Raw genomic sequence first — 19860 nt, 5'->3', positions numbered from 1 at the left:
CCAAAGCCAAAGCCAAGGCGCGAGGAGTAAAAGCGGAAAGCGGGAAAAAGCTCCAAAAAAAATTAATCGTCCGAAGGTTTCTTTCTAAAAAGCTTAACAATATAATCCCAACCAAAGAAAAGAACCAAAACCAATACCGCCAACCACCAATAAGACGTCTTATGAAGATCGCCCGTATTGCTGGCCTTAAACATCCGATCCCAACGAATCCTCTTGCCTGCCGCCTGATAACTGGAGCCCGAATCCGGAAAAAGCCCCTCCACACTAAGCCAAGTAAACATAGGCTTACCCACAATATGGGTTTCGGGGACAAAACCAAAGAAACGGGAATCCAATGAGGCATCCCGATTATCCCCAATCATCATGTAATAATCATACTTTACCGTATAACGATTCGTCGCCTCTCCATTGATGTATATTGTACCGTTCTTGTTCTCCAAAGTATTCCCCTCGTAACGGGTAATCAGCTTCTCGTACTCCGGAAGCGTCTGGGCATTAAGCGTCAAAACATCGCCTTTCTTCGGAACCCTAAGCGGCCCGTACCAATCCTGATTCCAAGATTGGTTAATCGGGAAAATGCTATTGGACACATTAACCTTACCAGACATCGCCACATAGCCCTGACCATCATCCACATACTGCCCGTTATGCATAATCGGATAATACTGTATCGCCGCCTTTCCCTTAGGTTCAATTTCTTCGGAAATTTTCACCACCTGATCGAGTGCCCCAATCTCCTTCGCCATCTTATCCGTCAAGCCTTGAAAACGATAGTAATACCCCCCTTCCTTCATTTGCTTCTCAGCCACGGGAAGAAAACCGTAAATTTTATACAACCCCGGAATATCCAACTGCGAACTCGTATACACCTCGTAAGCATGCTGTACCTCCGCATCCCCCATGCGAACCTCCGGCTTGCCATTAATATAAAGTTTACCCGCCCGAAATTCGATTAAGTCCCCCGGCTCAGCCACCATCCGTTTCACATAGGGATCCTTACGGTCAATTGACGTATGCACCGAATCGTCAGGGTAATTAAAAACAACAATATCGTTACGCTTAGGCTTTTCCCACCCCGGAAATCTGAAATAAGGCAACTGAACCGCCTCTACATACGATTTCGGATCGTCTTTAGGGTTAGATTTTTCCCCCGTATCCAATATCGTCCCCTGCAAAAAAGGAATAGCCAAAGGACGCATCGGCATCCGAAAACCATAATTCAGCTTATTGACAAAAAGAAAATCCCCCACCAACATCGTCCTCTCCATAGACCCCGTAGGAATACCGAACGGCTGAGCCACAAAAACATGAACCAACGTAGCAAAAACCACCGCAAAAGTAATGCTTCCCAAAAAGGTTTCTTTCTTTTTCGTTTCAGGTTCCTCTCCCGGAAGCAAAAAAGCAGGCTCGTCCAATTCCGTGTCCTTGGCATAGTTGACCACCGCCATATACACAAAAGGTAAAAATACGGTCATAAGCTTCTGCCCAATCGTATTCTTACCAAATTTATCCATCAAAAACAAGTGAAACACCGTCATCATAATCACCCCAACCACAGGAAAATAAGACAACACCACCCACCACCGTGGATGCTTGGTCTCCTTCAAAACAATAAAATAATTGTAAAAAGGAATGAATGCATAAACCGGTGAGTACCCCATCTTCTTAAACAACTTCCAAGTGGAAGCCCCCATAAGAAGAGACAACACCAAAACATAAACGGTATAAGTAATAAAATATGCCATAATCTAAATTAAAATAAAATTGGTTCCGAGATAAGTCGCCCGCCCAAAGCCGTTGTTACATTACACCCCCAAAACGTCTTTCATGGAAAATACGCCTTGCTTACCTTTGATCCATTCGGCAGCCACCACCGCCCCCAAAGCAAAACCATTACGATTAAACGCAGTGTGTTTAATTTCAATCTCATCCACTTCGGAACGGTAATAAACACTGTGCGTCCCCGGAACTTCATCCTCCCGAAGCGCCACAATCCCCAAACGATCCCCCTGCGTCTGATCCAACTTCCATCCGCTGAACCGATCATCATGCTTCAAAATCCCTTCCGCCAAAGAAATCGCCGTTCCACTCGGAGCATCCTTCTTGTGCGTATGGTGAATTTCCTCCAACTGAACGCCATACTCCCCAAAAGGGCGCATTAGAGCCGCCAGCTTTTCGTTAAGCGCAAAAAACAAATTGACTCCCAAACTAAAGTTAGAACCGTATAAAAAGGCCGTTCCTTTTTCCTCCGCCATCTGTTCCACCTCCGACTTCCGATCCAACCATCCCGTCGTCCCGCAAACCACAGGAATCCCCAACGCCAAACAAGACGCTATGTTATTGAAAGCCACCTCGGGTTGAGAAAACTCAATCACCACATCCGGATTATTGAGATTCGCCGAAGTAGGCGTCTCGTTAAGTCTTGCTACAACTTCATGCCCTCGTTCAGTGGCGATGACATCGATTATTTTTCCCATTTTGCCGTACCCGACCAATGCTATTTTCATAATTCGTATTATTTGAAAAACGCTTCACGCTTAAACCGTGAAGCCCATTTATTCTGTTTAAAATCTATAACTAAAACTCACCCCTGCCTTAGCCGGCTGGCTCGCCCATTCGTCAAAAACCACCGAAGGCCGAATCGCCAAATCCGGATCTTTACGCTGCTCCTGAAGATGAGCATCGACCACCGCATCCATAATTCCCAGCACATAAACCAGCCCCGTTACCGCAATCGAATAATCCCGCTGCCTCTTGCTGCGATCCTGGGCACGTCCCAAAACCTCAGCCGTAATGCTCGGAATATCCGAAAACTCATGCGGCAAACCATTAAGTTTCGCCACATAAGCATTGCGGTACCGCCTATACTGCTTATCATTCCACAACGTAACGCCTATACCCGTACCAATCGCCCCCCAAACAATGGGAATTTTCCAATATTTCTTATTGTAATATTGCCCAAGCCCCGGCAAAACCGCCGAATACAACCCCGCTTTGGTCGGATTATACGCCAACCGAGCCGGCGGAGCATTCAAGCGTTCAATGGTCGAAACCACCTGCTCGGCCTCAACCGAGTCCGTAGGGTAACGCTCCATACGAAGCGTATCGGCCTTACGGGACTGAGCCGACAAAAAAATGCCGCAAAACAAACCCACAAAAAAAAGAAACACCCTCATTCTTTAGCCAAAATGCGACAAAATCTGCTCCAGTTCCTTTTCATTCTTAAAATCCAAAACGATTTTCCCCTTCTTACCGTTCGCCGCCGTTTTAATCTCCACCTTCACTTCCAATAAATCCTGAAGTCGCTTTTCTGCCCTTTTATATTCATTGGAAAGCGGTTGCTTTTGCTTAACCTTCGGCGCACGTTCGTTCTTCAGTCCACTTGCCGCAACTTCCGACTGCCTCACATTAAGCCCTTCTTTGCAAATTTTTTCAAAAAGCCACTGCTGATCCTCTTCCTTTTCCAAGCTAAGAATCGCACGCCCGTGCCCCGCCGAAATCACCCCTCCTCGAATCGCATTCTGAATATCCGGACTCAGTCTCAGAAGACGGATGGAGTTGGTAATCGTACTGCGTTCCTTACCCACACGCTGACTCAAATGCTCCTGGGTAAGCCCTATTTCATCCAACAATCGCTGGTAAGTAAGCGCCACCTCGATGGCATCCAAATCTTCCCGCTGAATGTTTTCCACCAAAGCCATTTCCAAAAGCTCCTGATCGTTAACCAAACGAATGTAAGCCGGAATGCTTTTCAGTCCCGCTATTTTCGACGCCCGAAATCGGCGCTCCCCGGAAATAATTTCAAAACGATCCCCATCCTTACGTAACGTAATTGGCTGAATAACCCCCAAGTTTTTAATCGACTGTGCCAAATCCTGCAAAGCCTTCTCATCGAAATAAGTCCGTGGTTGAGAAGCATTAGGAAAAATATCCTCTATCGCTACCTCAACAATATTGCCAACCAGGGTCTCTGCCCCTTCGTCCGTTGCCGAATTGATGGACACCTTGGATTCGGAGCTCAAAATCGCGCCCAGTCCCCGGCCCATAGCTCTTTTTTTATCTTTCAACTTGTTCGGTTTTTATCGGTTTAGATTGATTTTTCAAAAGCACTTCTTCCGCCAGTTGGATGTACTGAACCGCCCCCTTGCTCTCCGCATCGTACATCAAAATACTCTCCCCAAAACTAGGCGCCTCACTCAGGCGTACGTTCCGATTGATAATGGTTTCAAAAACCATCTCGGGAAAGTGCATATTCACCTCTTCCACCACCTGATTGGAAAGCCTAAGCCGCCCATCATACATCGTCAGCAAAAGCCCTTCTATATCCAAATCGGGGTTATGAATTTTCTGAACGTTCTTAATGGTATTGAGCAACTTACCCAAACCTTCCAACGCAAAATACTCGCACTGAATCGGAATAATCACCGCATCCGCCGCCGTAAGCGCATTAACCGTTATCAGACCCAAACTAGGTGCACAATCAATAATGATATAATCGTAGCGGTCCCTCACACTCTCCAAAGCGTTTTTGAGCATATACTCCCTATTCTCGCGATCCACCAACTCAATCTCCGCCGCCACCAAATCAATATGCGAAGGCACGATATCCAAATTAGGCGATGTCGTTTTCTGAATACACCGCTCCACATCCACACTGTGTTCCAAAAGGTTATACGTGCTGTACTGAACCTCTTCTACCCCAAGGCCGGACGTCGCATTAGCCTGCGGATCCGCATCGATAAGAAGAATTTTCTTCTCCAGCACGCCCAAAGCTGCAGCCAGATTTACCGCCGTGGTAGTCTTACCTACCCCTCCTTTCTGATTGGCAACCCCAATGATTTTAGCCATAATTTGATTTTAATCCCCAAAAATACACTTTTTTACAAAGTAAGGAAGACTCCCGAAGCACAAAAAACAAATAAAACACTAAAAATCAAAAAATTAGCCTTTAAAAAAATTATCCACAAAATAAACGTTTTTGTGGATAATCAACAATCTCACCCCTTAAAACACACCATAAAAAAGCCTTTCTGCAACCCGCAGAAAGGCCTTAGCCGTAGGTATCGTCGAAAACAAAACTAGACTTTCATAATATCGGCTTCCTTAGCCTTAACATGTTCGTCAATGGTTTTCACGTACTGATCCGTTAGCGCCTGAATATCCGCTTCGGCATTTTTAATAAGGTCTTCCGACACCCCATCCAACTTCTTTAATTCCTTCATTCCGTCTTGCCGTGCGTTACGCACCGTCACTTTCGTGTTATCCCCCTCCGCTTTCGCTTGTTTTGCCAAATCCCGACGACGTTCCTCCGTAAGAGGCGGAACATTCAAAATGATCGTGTCACCATTATTGGAAGGTGCAAAACCAAGATTAGAATTGATAATCGCTTTTTCGATGGCATTAATCGCCGTGCGATCCCAAGGCTGAATGGAAATGGTCATGGCATCCGGAACCGATACATTCGCCACCTGGTTAATCGGAGTCAGAGAACCATAATACTCCACCATCACATCCTGAACCATCGTGGTTGACGCACGCCCCGCACGAATTTTCTGAAAAGCATGATCCAAGTGACGAATTGCTGCATCCATTTCCTGCTTTACCGTGTCTATTATTACATCTAATTCTTCCATTATATATTGATAATTTGATAAGTTACACATCTAAAATTGGACTATTTCGAGAAATCTTTAGTTAACCAACGTTCCCACCTGCTCCCCTTGAACGATTTTCAAAAGATTACCTTCTTTATTCATATCGAACACAATGATAGGCAGTTTATTTTCATGACTCAGCGTAAAAGCCGTCATGTCCATCACTTTCAAATTCTTTTCAAAAACCTCATCGAATGAAAGCGAATTGAATTTTACCGCACCGGCATTTTTCTCGGGATCGCTATCGTAAATACCATCCACACGCGTTCCCTTAAGGATCACATCCGCTCCAATTTCAATGGCACGAAGCGTCGCTGCCGTATCAGTCGTAAAGTAAGGATTCCCCGTTCCCGCGCCGAAAATCACCACTCGCCCTTTTTCAAGATGGCGCGTAGCCCGTCTTTTGATAAAAGGTTCCGCGACTTTATCCATCTCAATGGCGCTTTGCAAACGGGTGTACACTCCCATGTTTTCCAAAGCCCCCTGCAGTGCCATACCGTTGATCACAGTGGCTAACATTCCCATATAATCCCCCTGCACACGATCCATCCCGTTAGCAGCCCCCGTAAGACCACGAAAGATATTTCCTCCCCCGATGACTATCGCCACCTGGCATCCTTCGTCCACCACTTTTTTTATTTCCTTGGCATACTCCTGCAAACGCTGGTTATCAATACCGTATTGCTGATTTCCCATCAGGGCCTCGCCGCTGAGCTTCAGAAGGATTCTTTTATATTTCATTTTTACATTTAATTTTGGTTATGCAAATATAATGAAATGTGAATAAACTCGTTTACAGAAATAAACGCCTTTGCGTTTTTTTACCCCATCCAAATAAGTTATTTTTGCAGGCCAGTTATGATTCGAAAGACCATTGCCATATTGTCCGTAGGAATAGGCTCGTTTTGCTTAGCCCAAAACGGAGCCAACGTCTACCCGTTCCTCAACCTGCCCGTATCTGCTAGACAAGCGGCCTTGGGAGGCGATGCGATCACCGTAAGGGATCATGACGTAAACTTTGCAATGGTTAACCCCTCCCTGCTGCATCAGGCCATGGAAAACCGACTCTCCGTAAATTATGCTGCGTTTCTTGCCGACACGAAATACGGCACCATCAGCTACGCCAAAGATCTCGGAAACGGCCACCTCATAGCAGCCCATGCCCGTTACATGGATTACGGCAGCATGCCCCGAACCGACGCCTTTGCCGAAGTTAACGGCGAATTTTCTGCCATGGACGCTTCCCTCGGCATCGGTTACGCTTATCAATTTGAGGACGATTGGACCATTGGTGGAAACATAGGAGTGGTAAGTTCCAGAATCGACCACTACACTTCCGCAGCCATTACCGGCACCGGTGCTCTGACCTACCACGTTCAAAAACAGAAAGAAACCGTCGCTTTGGTGGTTCGCAATTTCGGCTACCAGATAAAAACCTACAATGGCGAGAGGGAAAAACTTCCTTTCAGGATTGACCTAGGCTATACCAAAATTTTGGAGCATATTCCGTTAGCGATTTCCGTAACCGCACACAACCTCCAACGCTTTAACATCTCTTCCGAATACGATAACACCGGACAGAAAACAAAGTTTGGAAGAAAACTCATGGATCATTTTTCCATCGGAGCCGAACTCTTCCCAGAAGAATCCTTTAACCTTCGTTTGGGATACAACGTCAAAAGAGGAACAGAGCTCGCCATAGTAGACCAACGCAGTTTCGCAGGTCTTTCGGCTGGATTCGGCATCAAAATAGCTTCCTTTCGTTTCGATTATGCCCACGTACGCTACCATAGCGCATCAAACGTTAATATGATTGGACTCACCATGGACCTAACAGAACTAAGCGGATACAGAAGATAAAAAATCATGATGAAAAAACAACCCGTTATCGCCATCGACGGCTATTCCTCCACAGGAAAAAGCTCGATTTCTAAAATTATCGCTCAGCGGCTGGGACTCATCCACATCGACACCGGCGCACTTTACCGCGGCGTTACCTATTACGCCTTGAAAAACTGTAAAAAAAATGACGGCTCTATTGACCTGAATCAACTCTTTAAAGAATTGGAGAACCTATCGCTTGAATTTTCGGAGCAAAACCAAACCCTTCGTCTCACCCTCAATGGCCAAGACATCTCCCAAGAAATCCGAAAATCCGAAATTGCCGATCATGTTAGCTTCATTGCAAAACAGCCCGAAGTACGCCATTTCCTTTTGGACACCCAACGCCGCATGGCCAAACACCACGGAGTCGTTATGGACGGAAGAGATATCGGTACCGTCGTTCTGCCTAATGCCGACTACAAATTTTTCCTTACCGCCAGTGTGGAAGAGCGAACCAAAAGACGCCATCTTGAACTGTTGACCATGGGAGAATCCATCGACGCCGAAACAGTGAAAAAAAATCTCATCGAGCGCGACCGCATTGACAGTCAGAGAGAAATAGCCCCGCTAAAACAAGCCGACGACGCCATCCTGATCGACAACAGTTTGCTCTCAAAAGAAGAAACAATAGAACTCCTACTGTCCTACCTTACCCCACCGGAGGTTGTACAATTGTAAGGAAAACTATCAAAATTTCCATTTTAACACTATTTTAGGAGTAAAGTCAACCGCAATTGGCATTTTTATTGTAATTTTACTGAACAATAAAATACAGTATTAATCATTAAAAAAAGATAAGAAATGTCAAGAAAAGGAAATACCGCTGCCGTATTGGCAGGCTTGTTGGCCGGTGCTGCTGCCGGCGTTGTTCTAGGAATGCTTTATGCTCCGGAAGAAGGCAAAGAAACCCGAAAAAAAATCAAATGCAAAGCGGATGAACTTGCCGACAAAGCCAAGGACGAATACGAAAAAACCGCAGAAAAAGTAAAAGACCAATACCAACAAGTATCCGAAAAAGTAAAAGGCCACTACGACCAACTTTCTTCCCAAGTAAAAGACACTGCCGACAGAGTGGCATCGTCCGTGAAAGAAGGATACGACAAGTATAAAAACAAAGCGGCTGACACCGTAGCCGAGGTTTCCAAAGACATCGAAACCGAATTGGACGGACTAAAATAAATCCCCTGTACGACTTTACTATAAAAGGGAAACTGATAATTACTGAGGTTTCCCTTTTTTAATAGAACCCTTCACGACCAAAAACAAAAACCAATGCTAAACCTTACAAAAGACTACCTTTCCAAAAGATTAGAATTACTAAAATTAGAAGCCACCGAAAAATCCGCTATGGGAGTCGGTGCGCTGGCTTTCCTACTTATTTTGGCCTTCGTTTTGGTTTTCTTTGTAATCCTACTAAACATTGGCTTGGGATTGTGGATCGGCTCGCTTTTGGGCAACTACGGCTACGGCGTACTTATTGTGGCCGGATTCTACTTTCTACTAACGCTTTTGCTTCTGATGCTGAAACGCTCGGTAAAAAGCATGGTTGCCAATCTGATTGTAAAAGCCCTAAACGGATAAAAAGCCTGGAAAAATGAAACAAAATACCTTAAAAGATTTACGAAACAGAAAAGCTCAACTTCAAAAAGAGGTTGCCGAAATGGAATCCCTCCTGACCTTTGAAAACAAAAAAGAGAGCCTCAGCCTGCTAACCAATGGGTTCACCGACCAATTTCTATCCGAGAAAACTTCCGAAGACGGTTCCAATCAGCTTGCGCTAAAAACCGGCTCCATCGTTAAGGGATTAGGCAACGTCCTGAGCGGCAGAAACAAGAAAAGCATTGTTTCGTTTGACCATTCCGGGCTTTCCGGCGGCATCCTCGAAACCACCCTGAAATTAGGCAGCGCCGCCCTCGTAAGCAATATTGCAAAAAAGAATTTGAAAAGTTCAAGTTGGAAGAAAAAAGCCCTCGGCTTGGCATTAGTCTATTTTCTGCCCGTAGCCCTAAGGGTACTGCGAAGCCGTCTCGAAAGCTATCAAACGCAAAAGAGCCTCTCCAGCATCAAAAAGTTGATTTAAAAAAACAAAAAAAAAGCCACACGGTTTAACTTTGTGTTAAGCCGTGTTTTATTTTGAAAAACACTGCCCCAAAATAATGGCCGCCGCCACCGAAACATTAAGACTCTCGGTAGAGCGGTGAGCCCCAAAACGAGGAATCGACACCACATCGTCCAAACACGCTTCCGTACCGGGTCTGATTCCATTCCCTTCATTGCCCATCACTAAATTTAAGTTTCGAGGAAACTCGTAGTGGTAGATATTATCCCCCTGCATGTCTGTACCTACCGCTCGATTAGGCGAATCTTTGAGGAAAGTTTCCAAATGGCAATAAGCCACATTAACCCGAGTAAACGACCCCATACTGGCCTGTATGACTTTCGGGTTGTAAACATCCACCGTATCTTCGCTGCAAACCACCTGCTCAATACCGAACCAATCCGCCAGGCGAATAAGCGTCCCCAAATTCCCCGGATCCTGAATCCCGTCCAGCACCAAATTGAAAGCACAATCTTTCGGAGGCAAAGACGCAGGCAATTCACACACCGCCAAAGAATCCTTAGGATGCTGCAAAAAACTAATTTTCTTCAATTCCGAAGCCGAAACCGACTCCAAAAGCGAAGCCGAAAACCCCGAAAGATCCTCATGTGTGCAATCGGTGGAAAATATTTCGGCCACTTTGTAGTTAGAAGAATATAATTCGCGTATGATTTTGTTCCCTTCAACTAAAAACAAGTTGTATTTTTGCCTGAACTTCTTTTTATCTAAAGACTGTATAATTTTTACTTTATGAGCGGTAATCATTTCAAGAAATATTTCCAAAAGTATCACATATTTTTTTCTGTTGCAACTCTTACCGTATTCCTCTACGCCTGCAGCACCACCCAAAAAGTACCCGAAGGCGAGTTTCTTCTCACCCGAAACGTCTTCGATTTCGAAAACGGAAAAAGCCACAAAGACGAACTCCCCAATTACGTAAACCAAAAACCCAACCGAAAATTTCTCTTCCTCTTCCCTCTGCGTTTAGGCCTCTACAATATGGCCAATCCGAAATACGACACCCTGCTTTCGGAGTACATGACCTATCCCTCCGAAATCAGAAACCAAAAACTCCGAGATTCCCTTTTCCTTAAATACAACATGAAGGAAGATCTCGGTAAAAACCTCTTTCTCTCCCGATTTTTCCATACCATTGGCGAACCGCCCGTCATACTGGACCAAAGCCGATCGAAAACCAGCGCCGACAACATACGGAAAAGACTGGTATACCGTGGTTTTTGGGATGCCGAAGTAACACACCAAGCCTTAACCGATTCCGCCAGTAAAAAAGCAACCGTTCATTACACCGTTCACGAAAACACCCCAACCCTCATCTCAGACTACTATTACGACATCCCCGACCCCGAAATCAAACGCCTCTACGAAGAAGATTATCGGAAAAGCCATATTCTGAGCGGCGATGTATTGGACCAAACCAAACTCGAAAAAGAAGTGGCAAGAATCAACCAACAGATGCGAGGGCACGGCTATTACCGTTTCAACGCAAATAACGAAGAGGTTTATTTTACCGCCGACACCCTCAACAGCAGAAAAAACGTCCCCCTGATTTTGGAAATCAAAAAAGATTCCGCCCAAGGGCGATTCAAAAGGGCGACCATTGGCGCCATCAACGTTTACGTCCTCGAAAAACTTTCCGACTCTTTGGAAACCGAAAAAGATTCTCTTCGGGGAATCACCTTCCATAAACTGGATCACCAGTACAAAACAGGTGCTCTCTGGCGTCCCATCATTCTTTCTCCAGGAGAAATCTACCGGCAACGAAATTTAGATCTCTCGAAAAGAAACATTTCGGCGATGAACAATTTTAACCTCATCAACTATCAGGAAGACTTCCGAAAGGGCAGCGACAGCATCGTCGACGTGTCTTACTTCCTTGCCCCTCTCCCCAAATACGAATTGAGAATAGCAACCGACTTAAACTATTCGCAAATCCTCAATCTCGGGCTTTCTCCCTCCGTGGACCTGACCAGCCGCAACATCTTCCGCGGCGCCGAAAACCTTACCACAAGTTTATCCGGAACTTTCGGTAGCGTCGTCAACACCAAAAACATCGACAAAAGGATACTCGCTTACGAGCTTTCCGCCCAAGGAAATCTGAGTTTCCCCAGACTCCTTCTGCCATTCAAATCCTACAAACTAATCCCCAAACGGTACTCGCCAACTTCTAACATCAACCTGGGAATCAACATCCAAAACAATATCGGTTTGGGACGAACCACCTTCAATACAGGACTCAATTACAACGCCAACGTAAACGACGTCGTCAGCCACCGTTTGTCCATTTTCAACACCCAGCTCAGCCTTACCAAAAACAAGGACCGCTATTATGAATTCTTCCCAAGAGAAGGCGAAATAAGAAACGAAATGTTCCGACAATATTCCCCGGCGCTTTACCAGCAGTTTTTAGACGGAGCCGTCTCTTCCGACCAAGTTTCTTCCATAATTATGAACGACCAAGCGTACCAAAACGGGCTTTCGGGCAACTCGCTCAATCTCTTCAATACGTTCGTCCAAACCCTATTCAACAAAGACCGCCAAACCCAAGACGCAATCGTCTCCTCTGTTATTTACAATTTCACCTACAACGAAATCGGAAGAAAAGACCGCCTAAATCCGTTCTATTTCAACGGACGTATCGAAGCCGCAGGCAACGTCCTAAGCCTCTTTACCCGAACTCTGAAACAAGAAGGACTGGCCACCACCAACACCCAAAGAACCCTTTTCGGTATTCCTTATTCGCAATTCGTAAAAATGGATGCCGACGTCCGAAAATACCTCCAGTTTTTTGATGGAAAACACACGCTGGTTTTTCGGCAATTCATCGGCGTGGGAATTCCCTACGGCAACTCCAGTACCATGCCCTTCATCCGTTCCTACTTCAACGGAGGCTCCAACGATATCCGTGCATGGCGGGTGTTTGGCGGATTGGGCCCTGCCGATTCACAACTGGATCAAAGAATACGAGCCTACATGATGGGGAACGTAAAACTAACCACAAATCTGGAATACCGCATGCCTTTCAACACCATGTTTGAAGGAGCCGCTTTCGTCGATGCAGGTAACATTTGGAACCTCAGAGACCACGGGATGGGAGACCAGTTCAAATTCAACCGATTCCTGTCTCAAATGGGAGTCGGCGCAGGTTTAGGCCTCCGCGTCAATGTCGCCTACATCACCCTAAGACTGGACGCCGCATGGAAAGTACACGACCCTAACCAGCCTTCCGGCCAGCGCTGGGTCATCAGCCAATGGCACCCGCTGAAACCGACCCTCAATTTCGCTTTCGGTTATCCATTCTAACCCTCTCTCCCTCGTTTTTAAAAACCGGGACTGAGAATCGTCTCCACCAAACGGTCGGTCATGGCTTCCGTAGTCGCCCAAGACGTAATGAGACGAATGGCCGAACGGTCGGCATCAATCGCTTTCCAAACGTAAAAATCATAATTTTTGGAGAGGGCTTCAATCCTATGGTTTTCCAGTAAGGGAAAAATTTGATTGGTGAACGTTTCCTCCAAAAAGCCAATCCCCTTTTGTTGAAAAGCCGCTTTGATTTTCATCGCCTGACGGTTGGCATGGCGAGCCAAATCAAAATAAAGCCCGTCCTTCAAAAGCTCTTCAAACTGAATCCCAAGCACCCTGCCCTTGGCCAACAATGCGCCTTTCTGTTTGACATGAAAACCAAAATCTTCCTGCAACGCCTTACAAACAAGCACAATAGCCTCCCCAAACAACGCCCCGTTTTTGGTTCCGCCCAAATAAAAAGCATCGGTTAAACCGGCAATATCCTCCAGCGTAAGATCATTATTTTCAGCCGTAAGCGCATGACCCAACCGTGCCCCGTCCATATAGAGATACAAGTTTTTCGATTTGCAAAACGCCGACAAAGCCTCAAGTTCCGACTTGGTATAAATCGTCCCCAATTCGGTCGCATTGGAGATATAAACCATCTTAGGCTTCACCTGATGCGGCACATTGGCATGCGCCCTCAAAACCCGATCCACCTGCTCTGGTTCAAGAATCCCCCGATTGGTCTCCACACTGATAATTTTATGCCCCGTGGCTTCTATCGCCCCCGTTTCGTTATTAGCAATATGCCCCACCGAAGGCGAAATCACCGCCTCATGAGGACGAAGAGAAGCCGAAAGCACCACCAAATTCGCCTGCGTTCCCCCCGAAACAAAATGCACTTGAACCGTAGGATTCCCCACCGCTTCGCGAAGAAGAGCCTCTGCATTTATGGAAAAAGCATCCCTACCGTACCCTTCCTGCTGGAGAAAATTTTCCTGAAAAAGTCGCTCCAACAGCCGAGGATGCGCCCCCTCAGCGTAATCGTTTTTGAAAGAATATTTCATAAATCTCTTAATTAAACCCGTCTATTCGGAAAAGTAAAATTAATGAAATCGAATGATTCCAAGAGATGATTTGTCCTTATATTTGTGTCGATTTTGAACAGAAAAAAAACATGAATAAATTATCCGACCGACTCAACCGCCTGAGCTACTCCCAAACCTTCGTTATGAGCAATAAGGTGCGCGAGATGAAAGCACAAGGCATTGACGTCATCAGCCTGACCTTGGGCGAACCCGACTTCGACGTTCCTGAAAACATCAAACAAGCCGCCTTTGACGCCATCAACGAAAACTACAGTCATTACTCCCCTGTTCCGGGATTCTTAGAACTCCGAGAAGCAGTTGCCAACAAACTGAAAAGAGACAACCGCCTCGATTATAAACCCACACAAATCTGTATTTCCAACGGGGCCAAGCAAGCCATCATCAACGTTTTGTCTGCTCTGGTCAATGACGGAGACGAAGTTCTTCTTCCCGTCCCCTACTGGGTAAGCTACGAGGAAATGGTGAAACTAACCGGAGGCCAGCCCGTCTTTATCCCCACCGACTACGCCACGGACTTTAAAATGACCGCCGACCAACTTAGGAAAGCCATCACCCCGAAAACCAAAGTCCTGCTCTACAGCTCGCCCTGCAACCCCTCAGGAAGTTACTACACCCACGAGGAACTAAAGCAACTCGCCGAAGTTATTGCCGAAAACCCTCACCTAACAGTAATCTCCGACGAAATATACGAATACATCAACTACGACGGACCGCACGCTTCCATCGCTTCCTTTCCCGAAATCTACGAGCAAGTGGCCATCATCAACGGCCTTTCCAAAGGCTACGCCATGACCGGATGGCGCATCGGTTACTCCGCCTGCCCCGAATGGCTCGCCAAAGCCTGCGACAAAATCCAAGGGCAAATGACCAGCGGAGCCAACACCGTAGCACAACGCGCCGCCATTACCGCCCTAAAAACCGACCCGTCGGAATACCGCTACATGATTGACGAATTCCGCAAACGGAGAGATTTGGTCTACGACCTGATGAGTAGCATCCCAGGATTCAAGGTTAGGCTCCCGAAATCCGCCTTTTATTTCTATCCCGACATTTCGTTCTATTTAGGAAAGAAAATAAACTGCACCCCAATAAACGACGCAAACGACTTTGCCATGTTCCTGTTAGAAAATGCCCACGTAGGCTCGGTTGGCGGCGTCTCGTTCGGAAATCCTGAATGCCTAAGATTCTCCTATGCCGCTTCCGAAGCCGAACTGACCGAAGCCATGAAACGGATCAAAGCCTGCCTAACCCAAGCCCTCATCCAATAAAAAAAACAAAAAAGCCTTTCGGATGATTTACAAAATCAAAAGTCCCCTATCAAAGTGATTGATTATATTAATTAAAATTAATTTTTTAATAGATAAAACTTCAATATCTTTGTCCTAAAGAAAACAACTAAAAAAAATAAACTATTATGTCATTAGTAGGAAGACCATTCCCCAACCTAACGGTTGATGCCATGTCTGAAATGGGAGACAACCTAAGAATCAACATCTTTGAGGAAGCTACCAAAAACCAACAAAAAGTGCTTTTGTTTTGGTACCCTAAAGATTTCACCTTCGTATGCCCTACGGAACTTCACGCTTTCCAAGAGGCTTTGGCAGAGTTTGAAAAAAGAAACACCAAAGTCATCGGTGCTTCTTGCGACACAAACGAAGTGCACTTCGCTTGGCTAAACACACCAAAAGACAACGGAGGTATCGAAGGAGTAACATACCCAATTCTTGCCGACACACACAGACAACTGGCCAACGTTCTAGGCATCGTAGACCAAGATTTTGAATACGATGAAGAAGGCAACGAAACATTTACCGGTTCCAACGTAACTTACCGTGCCACTTACCTTATCGACGAAAACGGAAAAATCTTCCACGAGTCGGTAAACGATATGCCTTTGGGAAGAAACGTGAAAGAGTATCTTCGTTTGATCGATGCCTACACCCACGTTCAAAAGCACGGCGAAGTATGCCCGGCTAACTGGGAAGAAGGTAAAGACGCTATGAATGCTGACAGAAAAGGAGTAGCAGAATACCTTTCCAACCACTAATCCGAACCAAAAAAAAACGAAAGAAAACGGCTAGTTCTCTTCCTTTCGGAGAGGACTAGTTTTTTAAAAACACAAATCATATTAAAGTATTATGTACATTGAATTATCCGAAGACAAACTGCAAGAATTAGTAGCCCAAGACGAAAAAGTCGTGGTACAATACGGCGCAGCATGGTGCGGCAACTGCCGAATTATGAAACCCAAATTCAAAAAATTGGCTTCCGAAAACGAAAGCATCCCCTTCTACTACGTGGATGCCGAAAAATTACCCGAAAGCCGTAAACTTGCCAAAGTGGACAACCTGCCCACCTTTGCCATCTTTAAAAACGGAACGTTGGTGAATCAGGTGCAAACCAACCAAGCCGAAAGCCTGATCGCCTTATTTAACGAATTAGGCTAATCCTCAATAAAACAGCCTTTCTTATTTAGGTAAGAAAGGCTTTATCTAAAAAAAATCAAACAAAATGAAACTACCGATTATCCGACAATTCTATCAAAATCAATCCCCTGAAAACCTAGAAAAAGCCGTAGAAGTTTTGGAAGCCTTCTGTGAATTCCGTGGCGCTTCCGACGAAGACTTAAACGTAGTAGGCGAACTCATTACCAACATGCTAGGTGCCATGGAAGTTCACGCCAACGTCAAAAGCGGCATGAGCGAAAAAGACGCCCTAAACGGCTTTGCCCAAAAAGTTTTAGGGTCAATCGACAAATAATCTTTCTCTTCTATAAGAGCCTCAACTTAGGATTTTACGGAGTGCCCCACAGGACACCCCCTCAAATCCTAAGTTTTTTCTTTTTCGGAGCCGCAACATCCTAATTTCCGCTGCCCGCCTTCCCACTCAGCCCTCATCCCATCGGTCAAATCAACAATTCCATTAGCAAATTAAAACAAGACCAAACCGTAACCAAAGAAAACCATACAATCCCCGTATAAATCCCAACTTTCGCCCTTATCCCTCCCTTGCCAACCCCCACATAATCTTTATAGCCAACCATTAAAAAAATCAAAAAGAGATTAAAACAAATGTGTGCTATTTCTCTAAAAAAGAAATTAAACCCATCAAAAATATAATCAAACTGACTTGATATCAGCATCATCAATATAATCACAATCGAAAAATACGACGATTTGAAAAATGTTTTTATCATCCTTTATGCTTTTGCTTCCCTTCTGTAGCCCTCCCCCCCCGTTTCCCCTATGTTTCAGTAAGACCTACCCAAAATTACAAATTACTGAGCAGCCTCCCCATTCTAAGTTCCTTACTCCGACTTACGACCCTTCATTTGAGCCTTCGCCCATTCCGGTAATTCGCTCCAGCCTTCAGGCGGTGCCGATTTTATTTGCTCATCCGTAATCAAATATTCATCTGTAAACAAGCATAATGAAGGCGTTTTAGATGAAATTTTGAGTAAATATTTATTTTCAAGAATCTTATCTATTCTCCCATTAAAACCATTTTCTTTATTGGAATACTCTCTACCCTTATAATAATACTTAAATTTTATATAGACACTTCCTCCTTTCCCCCCTCCTTCCGTAGCATAGGGATAAGCCACAACCCAAACTCCATTTTTTTCTAAATCTGGTTTAGATATAAAGTATCCATACATAAACATCAACAACAAACCAACCAACAATACTAATAGAAAATACTTACTATATTTCTCTCTCATACTCTTTTATTTTTTATACTTTTCTTGCAATCCCTTTGAAATACCCTGGGACATTATTTCTGACTGAACTTCAATAACTGTCTGTCCTAACCCCGATGCTCCTAGCTTTTTATAGCCCATATCAATATTTTAAACCTCTTCTCTAGATCACAATATTCTAAATAATCTACATCGCTAACTCTGGTACACAACCAACTCTGATACACGACCTATAATTCTTGTATTTGTTTGGTACTCCCATACAGGAATAGGTTTCTGTATTTATCTTTTGGTATATTTTTAAGTTTTCCTTCATTGGTTAATTCAAAAATAATATAATTGGGACGGAAAATAGATATTGTATTATCTCGATACATCCTATTTTCATATTTGGACAGATAAGAGTTCATTTTTACGCTATCTTTTTTTGCAGGAGAGAAAGGAGTGTAATAATATACTATTAACTTATTTTTATGTTCCAATATTAAGCAGGTAGAATCTTTATCAAAATATTCAGAAGTTGATATTCTAATATAATTTTTATTTTGTTTTTCTTCATGTTGTATGATAAATAATTCTTTCGACTGAAACGCTTTGTACATACACAAAGAGTCTATTCGTTCAGAAACTTCAGTTGCAAAGCTACTTTTTTTTGTACATTGACAACCGATAAGGCATAGAGTAATTAACAATAGGAATCTTATAAACATCATCGTTGAGTTTTATTTAGATTTTTAATCGTATTGGGTGTAAGTTGCAGGTTAGTTTTCTTATGACCATCCTTGTTAAGGTCTATAAACGTATTACCTAATTATCATAAATATCGGTGAAAGTAATGATTTTTTCCGCAAGGTCAACACAGTAGATCGAGGGTAAGCCTCGCTAACTCCGATACACGACCAGCCCTATAAATCTTCTCGTATGTAGATATTGCTGTAATCTAATACCGTATCTAATTTTTTATTTCTATATAAGTAAATTTTTAATGAATCCTTTTGCTTGGTGATGGAGTCCCCCACTCTAAAGATACCATTTTCCCATTCAACAGCTGATGTAATGGATATATCTCTTTCATTATTTGCTAATGTTAAAGCGTTATGCCCTCTTCTATCCCTATAAATGGTATCTATTTTAAATCCGTATGATAGTTCTTTTTTTCCATCCAAGTATATCTGTTTAGAGGTTTTATTACTAAAAACGCCACTAAAAAAATAATAGCCCATAAATATAAATGGAGGAAGCAAGGCTATTACTAATATAATTTTTGCTGTTTTGCTCATTACCTAATGCTAATATCATTATAATCTAAAATAGTATCCAGTTTACTATTTCTGTAAATATAAATTTTTAATGATCCTTTATCTTTTACAATGGAATCGCCAATTTTAAATATATTATTCTCCCATTCAGGAGGAGATGTTTCAATATCAGAATCATAAATTCCTTTTAAAGTCAATACATTATGGTTTCTGTGATCTCGGAAAATAGTATCAATTTTAAAACTATAATTAATTTGTCTATTATCATCCAGATAAATTTCTCGCCTACTCCTACCATCCATAATTGAAGGAATCCAAAAATACAGGAATAAGCATATTATAGGTAGAAATACCATCAATAAAAGAAAAATGACTGCTTTTTTGTTCATTATATAACTTAATATTTAAAATCATTAAATGTGAGGTTGAAAAAATAGAAAATCATAAATATTAATAATGGTATAAAACTATAACCGAGAATTCATTTATATTTATTTTTTCCTCGTAGTGGTTTTCCATATTCATATCAACAATAAAAAGCATAATCTTCGTAGTCAGTCAGACTTTCAGCCTATTTCTTTAAATTCTGTTGTTAAATATGTATAACATGCTATGCCTAAAATTGCGATAGCCCCAGTAACAATGCCTACAAATGCCGCTAAAAGAATTTTTTTATATAATTGAAGTATTGTGTAAGCTGGAGTTACAACACTGTAAATCGTCAGCAAAAAGTAGACAATATATAGTATAATAGTTAAGGAGTGTTTTCAAAAAAAGAATTACATTTAATTATGGAAACACCTAAAAAGAAAAGTTCCGAAAAATTCGTAAAAGACATCCGTAAAAATAC

At 43.5% G+C, this 19860-nt stretch carries 24 protein-coding genes; 10 read left to right on the top strand and 14 right to left on the bottom strand.

What is annotated here, in order from left to right; all coding sequences use genetic code 11:
• Positions 1–62: 62 nt before the first annotated feature.
• From lepB to pyrH, 7 genes are all read right to left on the bottom strand, one after another.
• Entirely contained in the window at positions 63–1745 is a 1683-nt protein-coding gene (gene lepB / locus VQ048_RS07620; protein WP_327611102.1) for a signal peptidase I, read from the bottom strand.
• Between the two features lie 60 nt (positions 1746–1805).
• Positions 1806–2507, bottom strand: coding sequence for a 4-hydroxy-tetrahydrodipicolinate reductase (dapB, locus tag VQ048_RS07615; RefSeq protein WP_327611101.1), 702 nt, complete (start codon positions 2505–2507; stop codon positions 1806–1808).
• Between the two features lie 57 nt (positions 2508–2564).
• On the bottom strand, positions 2565–3176 hold the full coding sequence (locus tag VQ048_RS07610; protein ID WP_327611100.1) for a DUF5683 domain-containing protein: 612 nt from the start codon (positions 3174–3176) through the stop codon (positions 2565–2567).
• Positions 3177–3179: 3 nt separating this feature from the next.
• Complete coding sequence (locus VQ048_RS07605; RefSeq protein WP_327611099.1) at positions 3180–4067, bottom strand: ParB/RepB/Spo0J family partition protein; 888 nt, start codon at positions 4065–4067, stop codon at positions 3180–3182.
• Positions 4057–4848, bottom strand: a complete 792-nt coding sequence (locus tag VQ048_RS07600) for a ParA family protein (protein WP_327611098.1) — start codon at positions 4846–4848, stop codon at positions 4057–4059. The genes VQ048_RS07605 and VQ048_RS07600 overlap by 11 nt, the downstream gene beginning before the upstream one ends.
• A gap of 230 nt (positions 4849–5078) precedes the next feature.
• Positions 5079–5633, bottom strand: coding sequence for a ribosome recycling factor (gene frr / locus VQ048_RS07595; RefSeq protein WP_327611097.1), 555 nt, complete (start codon positions 5631–5633; stop codon positions 5079–5081).
• A 57-nt stretch (positions 5634–5690) separates the two neighbouring features.
• The gene (gene pyrH / locus VQ048_RS07590; RefSeq protein ID WP_327611096.1) at positions 5691–6395 is read right to left on the bottom strand and encodes a UMP kinase; all 705 of its coding nucleotides are present in this window, start codon (positions 6393–6395) and stop codon (positions 5691–5693) included.
• Positions 6396–6512: 117 nt separating this feature from the next.
• Here pyrH and porQ point away from each other — a divergent pair, with 117 nt between their 5' ends.
• The 5 genes from porQ (at position 6513) to VQ048_RS07565 (ending at position 9618) form a co-directional block, all read left to right on the top strand.
• Complete coding sequence (gene porQ / locus VQ048_RS07585; RefSeq protein WP_327611095.1) at positions 6513–7514, top strand: type IX secretion system protein PorQ; 1002 nt, start codon at positions 6513–6515, stop codon at positions 7512–7514.
• A 9-nt stretch (positions 7515–7523) separates the two neighbouring features.
• The gene (gene cmk / locus VQ048_RS07580) at positions 7524–8216 is read left to right on the top strand and encodes a (d)CMP kinase (protein WP_327611205.1); all 693 of its coding nucleotides are present in this window, start codon (positions 7524–7526) and stop codon (positions 8214–8216) included.
• A 123-nt stretch (positions 8217–8339) separates the two neighbouring features.
• The gene (locus VQ048_RS07575; protein ID WP_327611094.1) at positions 8340–8717 is read left to right on the top strand and encodes a YtxH domain-containing protein; all 378 of its coding nucleotides are present in this window, start codon (positions 8340–8342) and stop codon (positions 8715–8717) included.
• 93 nt (positions 8718–8810) lie between these two features.
• Positions 8811–9119 carry a phage holin family protein gene (locus VQ048_RS07570; protein WP_327611093.1) on the top strand — a complete coding sequence of 103 codons (309 nt, stop codon included), beginning with the start codon at positions 8811–8813 and terminating at the stop codon, positions 9117–9119.
• A 13-nt stretch (positions 9120–9132) separates the two neighbouring features.
• A complete protein-coding gene (locus VQ048_RS07565) occupies positions 9133–9618 on the top strand; it encodes a phosphoribosyl-ATP pyrophosphatase (RefSeq protein ID WP_327611092.1) in 486 nt (161 codons plus the stop codon).
• A gap of 48 nt (positions 9619–9666) precedes the next feature.
• Here the strand turns inward: VQ048_RS07565 and VQ048_RS07560 are convergent, their stop codons facing one another.
• Positions 9667–10401, bottom strand: a complete 735-nt coding sequence (locus tag VQ048_RS07560; protein ID WP_327611091.1) for a TrmH family RNA methyltransferase — start codon at positions 10399–10401, stop codon at positions 9667–9669.
• Here VQ048_RS07560 and tamL point away from each other — a divergent pair.
• On the top strand, positions 10387–12957 hold the full coding sequence (tamL, locus tag VQ048_RS07555) for a translocation and assembly module lipoprotein TamL (protein ID WP_327611090.1): 2571 nt from the start codon (positions 10387–10389) through the stop codon (positions 12955–12957). The two genes, VQ048_RS07560 and tamL, sit on opposite strands and share 15 nt — an antisense overlap.
• A gap of 17 nt (positions 12958–12974) precedes the next feature.
• Here the strand turns inward: tamL and VQ048_RS07550 are convergent, their stop codons facing one another.
• On the bottom strand, positions 12975–14009 hold the full coding sequence (locus VQ048_RS07550; RefSeq protein WP_327611089.1) for a threonine aldolase family protein: 1035 nt from the start codon (positions 14007–14009) through the stop codon (positions 12975–12977).
• A gap of 110 nt (positions 14010–14119) precedes the next feature.
• On the opposite strand from VQ048_RS07550, the gene VQ048_RS07545 reads away from it, so the two are divergent.
• From VQ048_RS07545 to VQ048_RS07530, 4 genes are all read left to right on the top strand, one after another.
• A complete protein-coding gene (locus tag VQ048_RS07545; RefSeq protein ID WP_327611088.1) occupies positions 14120–15319 on the top strand; it encodes a pyridoxal phosphate-dependent aminotransferase in 1200 nt (399 codons plus the stop codon).
• 146 nt (positions 15320–15465) lie between these two features.
• Positions 15466–16098, top strand: a complete 633-nt coding sequence (locus tag VQ048_RS07540) for a peroxiredoxin (protein WP_327611087.1) — start codon at positions 15466–15468, stop codon at positions 16096–16098.
• A 91-nt stretch (positions 16099–16189) separates the two neighbouring features.
• Positions 16190–16498, top strand: coding sequence for a thioredoxin family protein (locus VQ048_RS07535; RefSeq protein ID WP_327611086.1), 309 nt, complete (start codon positions 16190–16192; stop codon positions 16496–16498).
• A 64-nt stretch (positions 16499–16562) separates the two neighbouring features.
• Positions 16563–16811: a DUF6952 family protein gene (locus VQ048_RS07530; RefSeq protein ID WP_327611085.1), complete on the top strand. Its 249-nt coding sequence runs from the start codon at positions 16563–16565 to the stop codon at positions 16809–16811.
• Between the two features lie 145 nt (positions 16812–16956).
• On the opposite strand, the gene VQ048_RS07525 is transcribed toward VQ048_RS07530, so the two are convergent.
• The 5 genes from VQ048_RS07525 to VQ048_RS07505 form a co-directional block, all read right to left on the bottom strand.
• Complete coding sequence (locus VQ048_RS07525; protein ID WP_327611084.1) at positions 16957–17247, bottom strand: hypothetical protein; 291 nt, start codon at positions 17245–17247, stop codon at positions 16957–16959.
• A gap of 111 nt (positions 17248–17358) precedes the next feature.
• The gene (locus tag VQ048_RS07520) at positions 17359–17772 is read right to left on the bottom strand and encodes a hypothetical protein (RefSeq protein WP_327611083.1); all 414 of its coding nucleotides are present in this window, start codon (positions 17770–17772) and stop codon (positions 17359–17361) included.
• A gap of 209 nt (positions 17773–17981) precedes the next feature.
• Complete coding sequence (locus tag VQ048_RS07515) at positions 17982–18353, bottom strand: hypothetical protein (RefSeq protein WP_327611082.1); 372 nt, start codon at positions 18351–18353, stop codon at positions 17982–17984.
• A 303-nt stretch (positions 18354–18656) separates the two neighbouring features.
• The gene (locus VQ048_RS07510) at positions 18657–19031 is read right to left on the bottom strand and encodes a hypothetical protein (protein WP_327611081.1); all 375 of its coding nucleotides are present in this window, start codon (positions 19029–19031) and stop codon (positions 18657–18659) included.
• Positions 19031–19399: a hypothetical protein gene (locus tag VQ048_RS07505; RefSeq protein WP_327611080.1), complete on the bottom strand. Its 369-nt coding sequence runs from the start codon at positions 19397–19399 to the stop codon at positions 19031–19033. The genes VQ048_RS07510 and VQ048_RS07505 overlap by 1 nt, the downstream gene beginning before the upstream one ends.
• Positions 19400–19860: the final 461 nt, after the last annotated feature.

The organism is Bergeyella anatis, from assembly GCF_036016955.1.
Classification (GTDB): Bacteria; Bacteroidota; Bacteroidia; order Flavobacteriales; family Weeksellaceae; genus JAYWXI01.
Note: the sequence above shows the minus strand (reverse complement) of the source record. Positions and strands in the feature narration are given on the sequence as shown.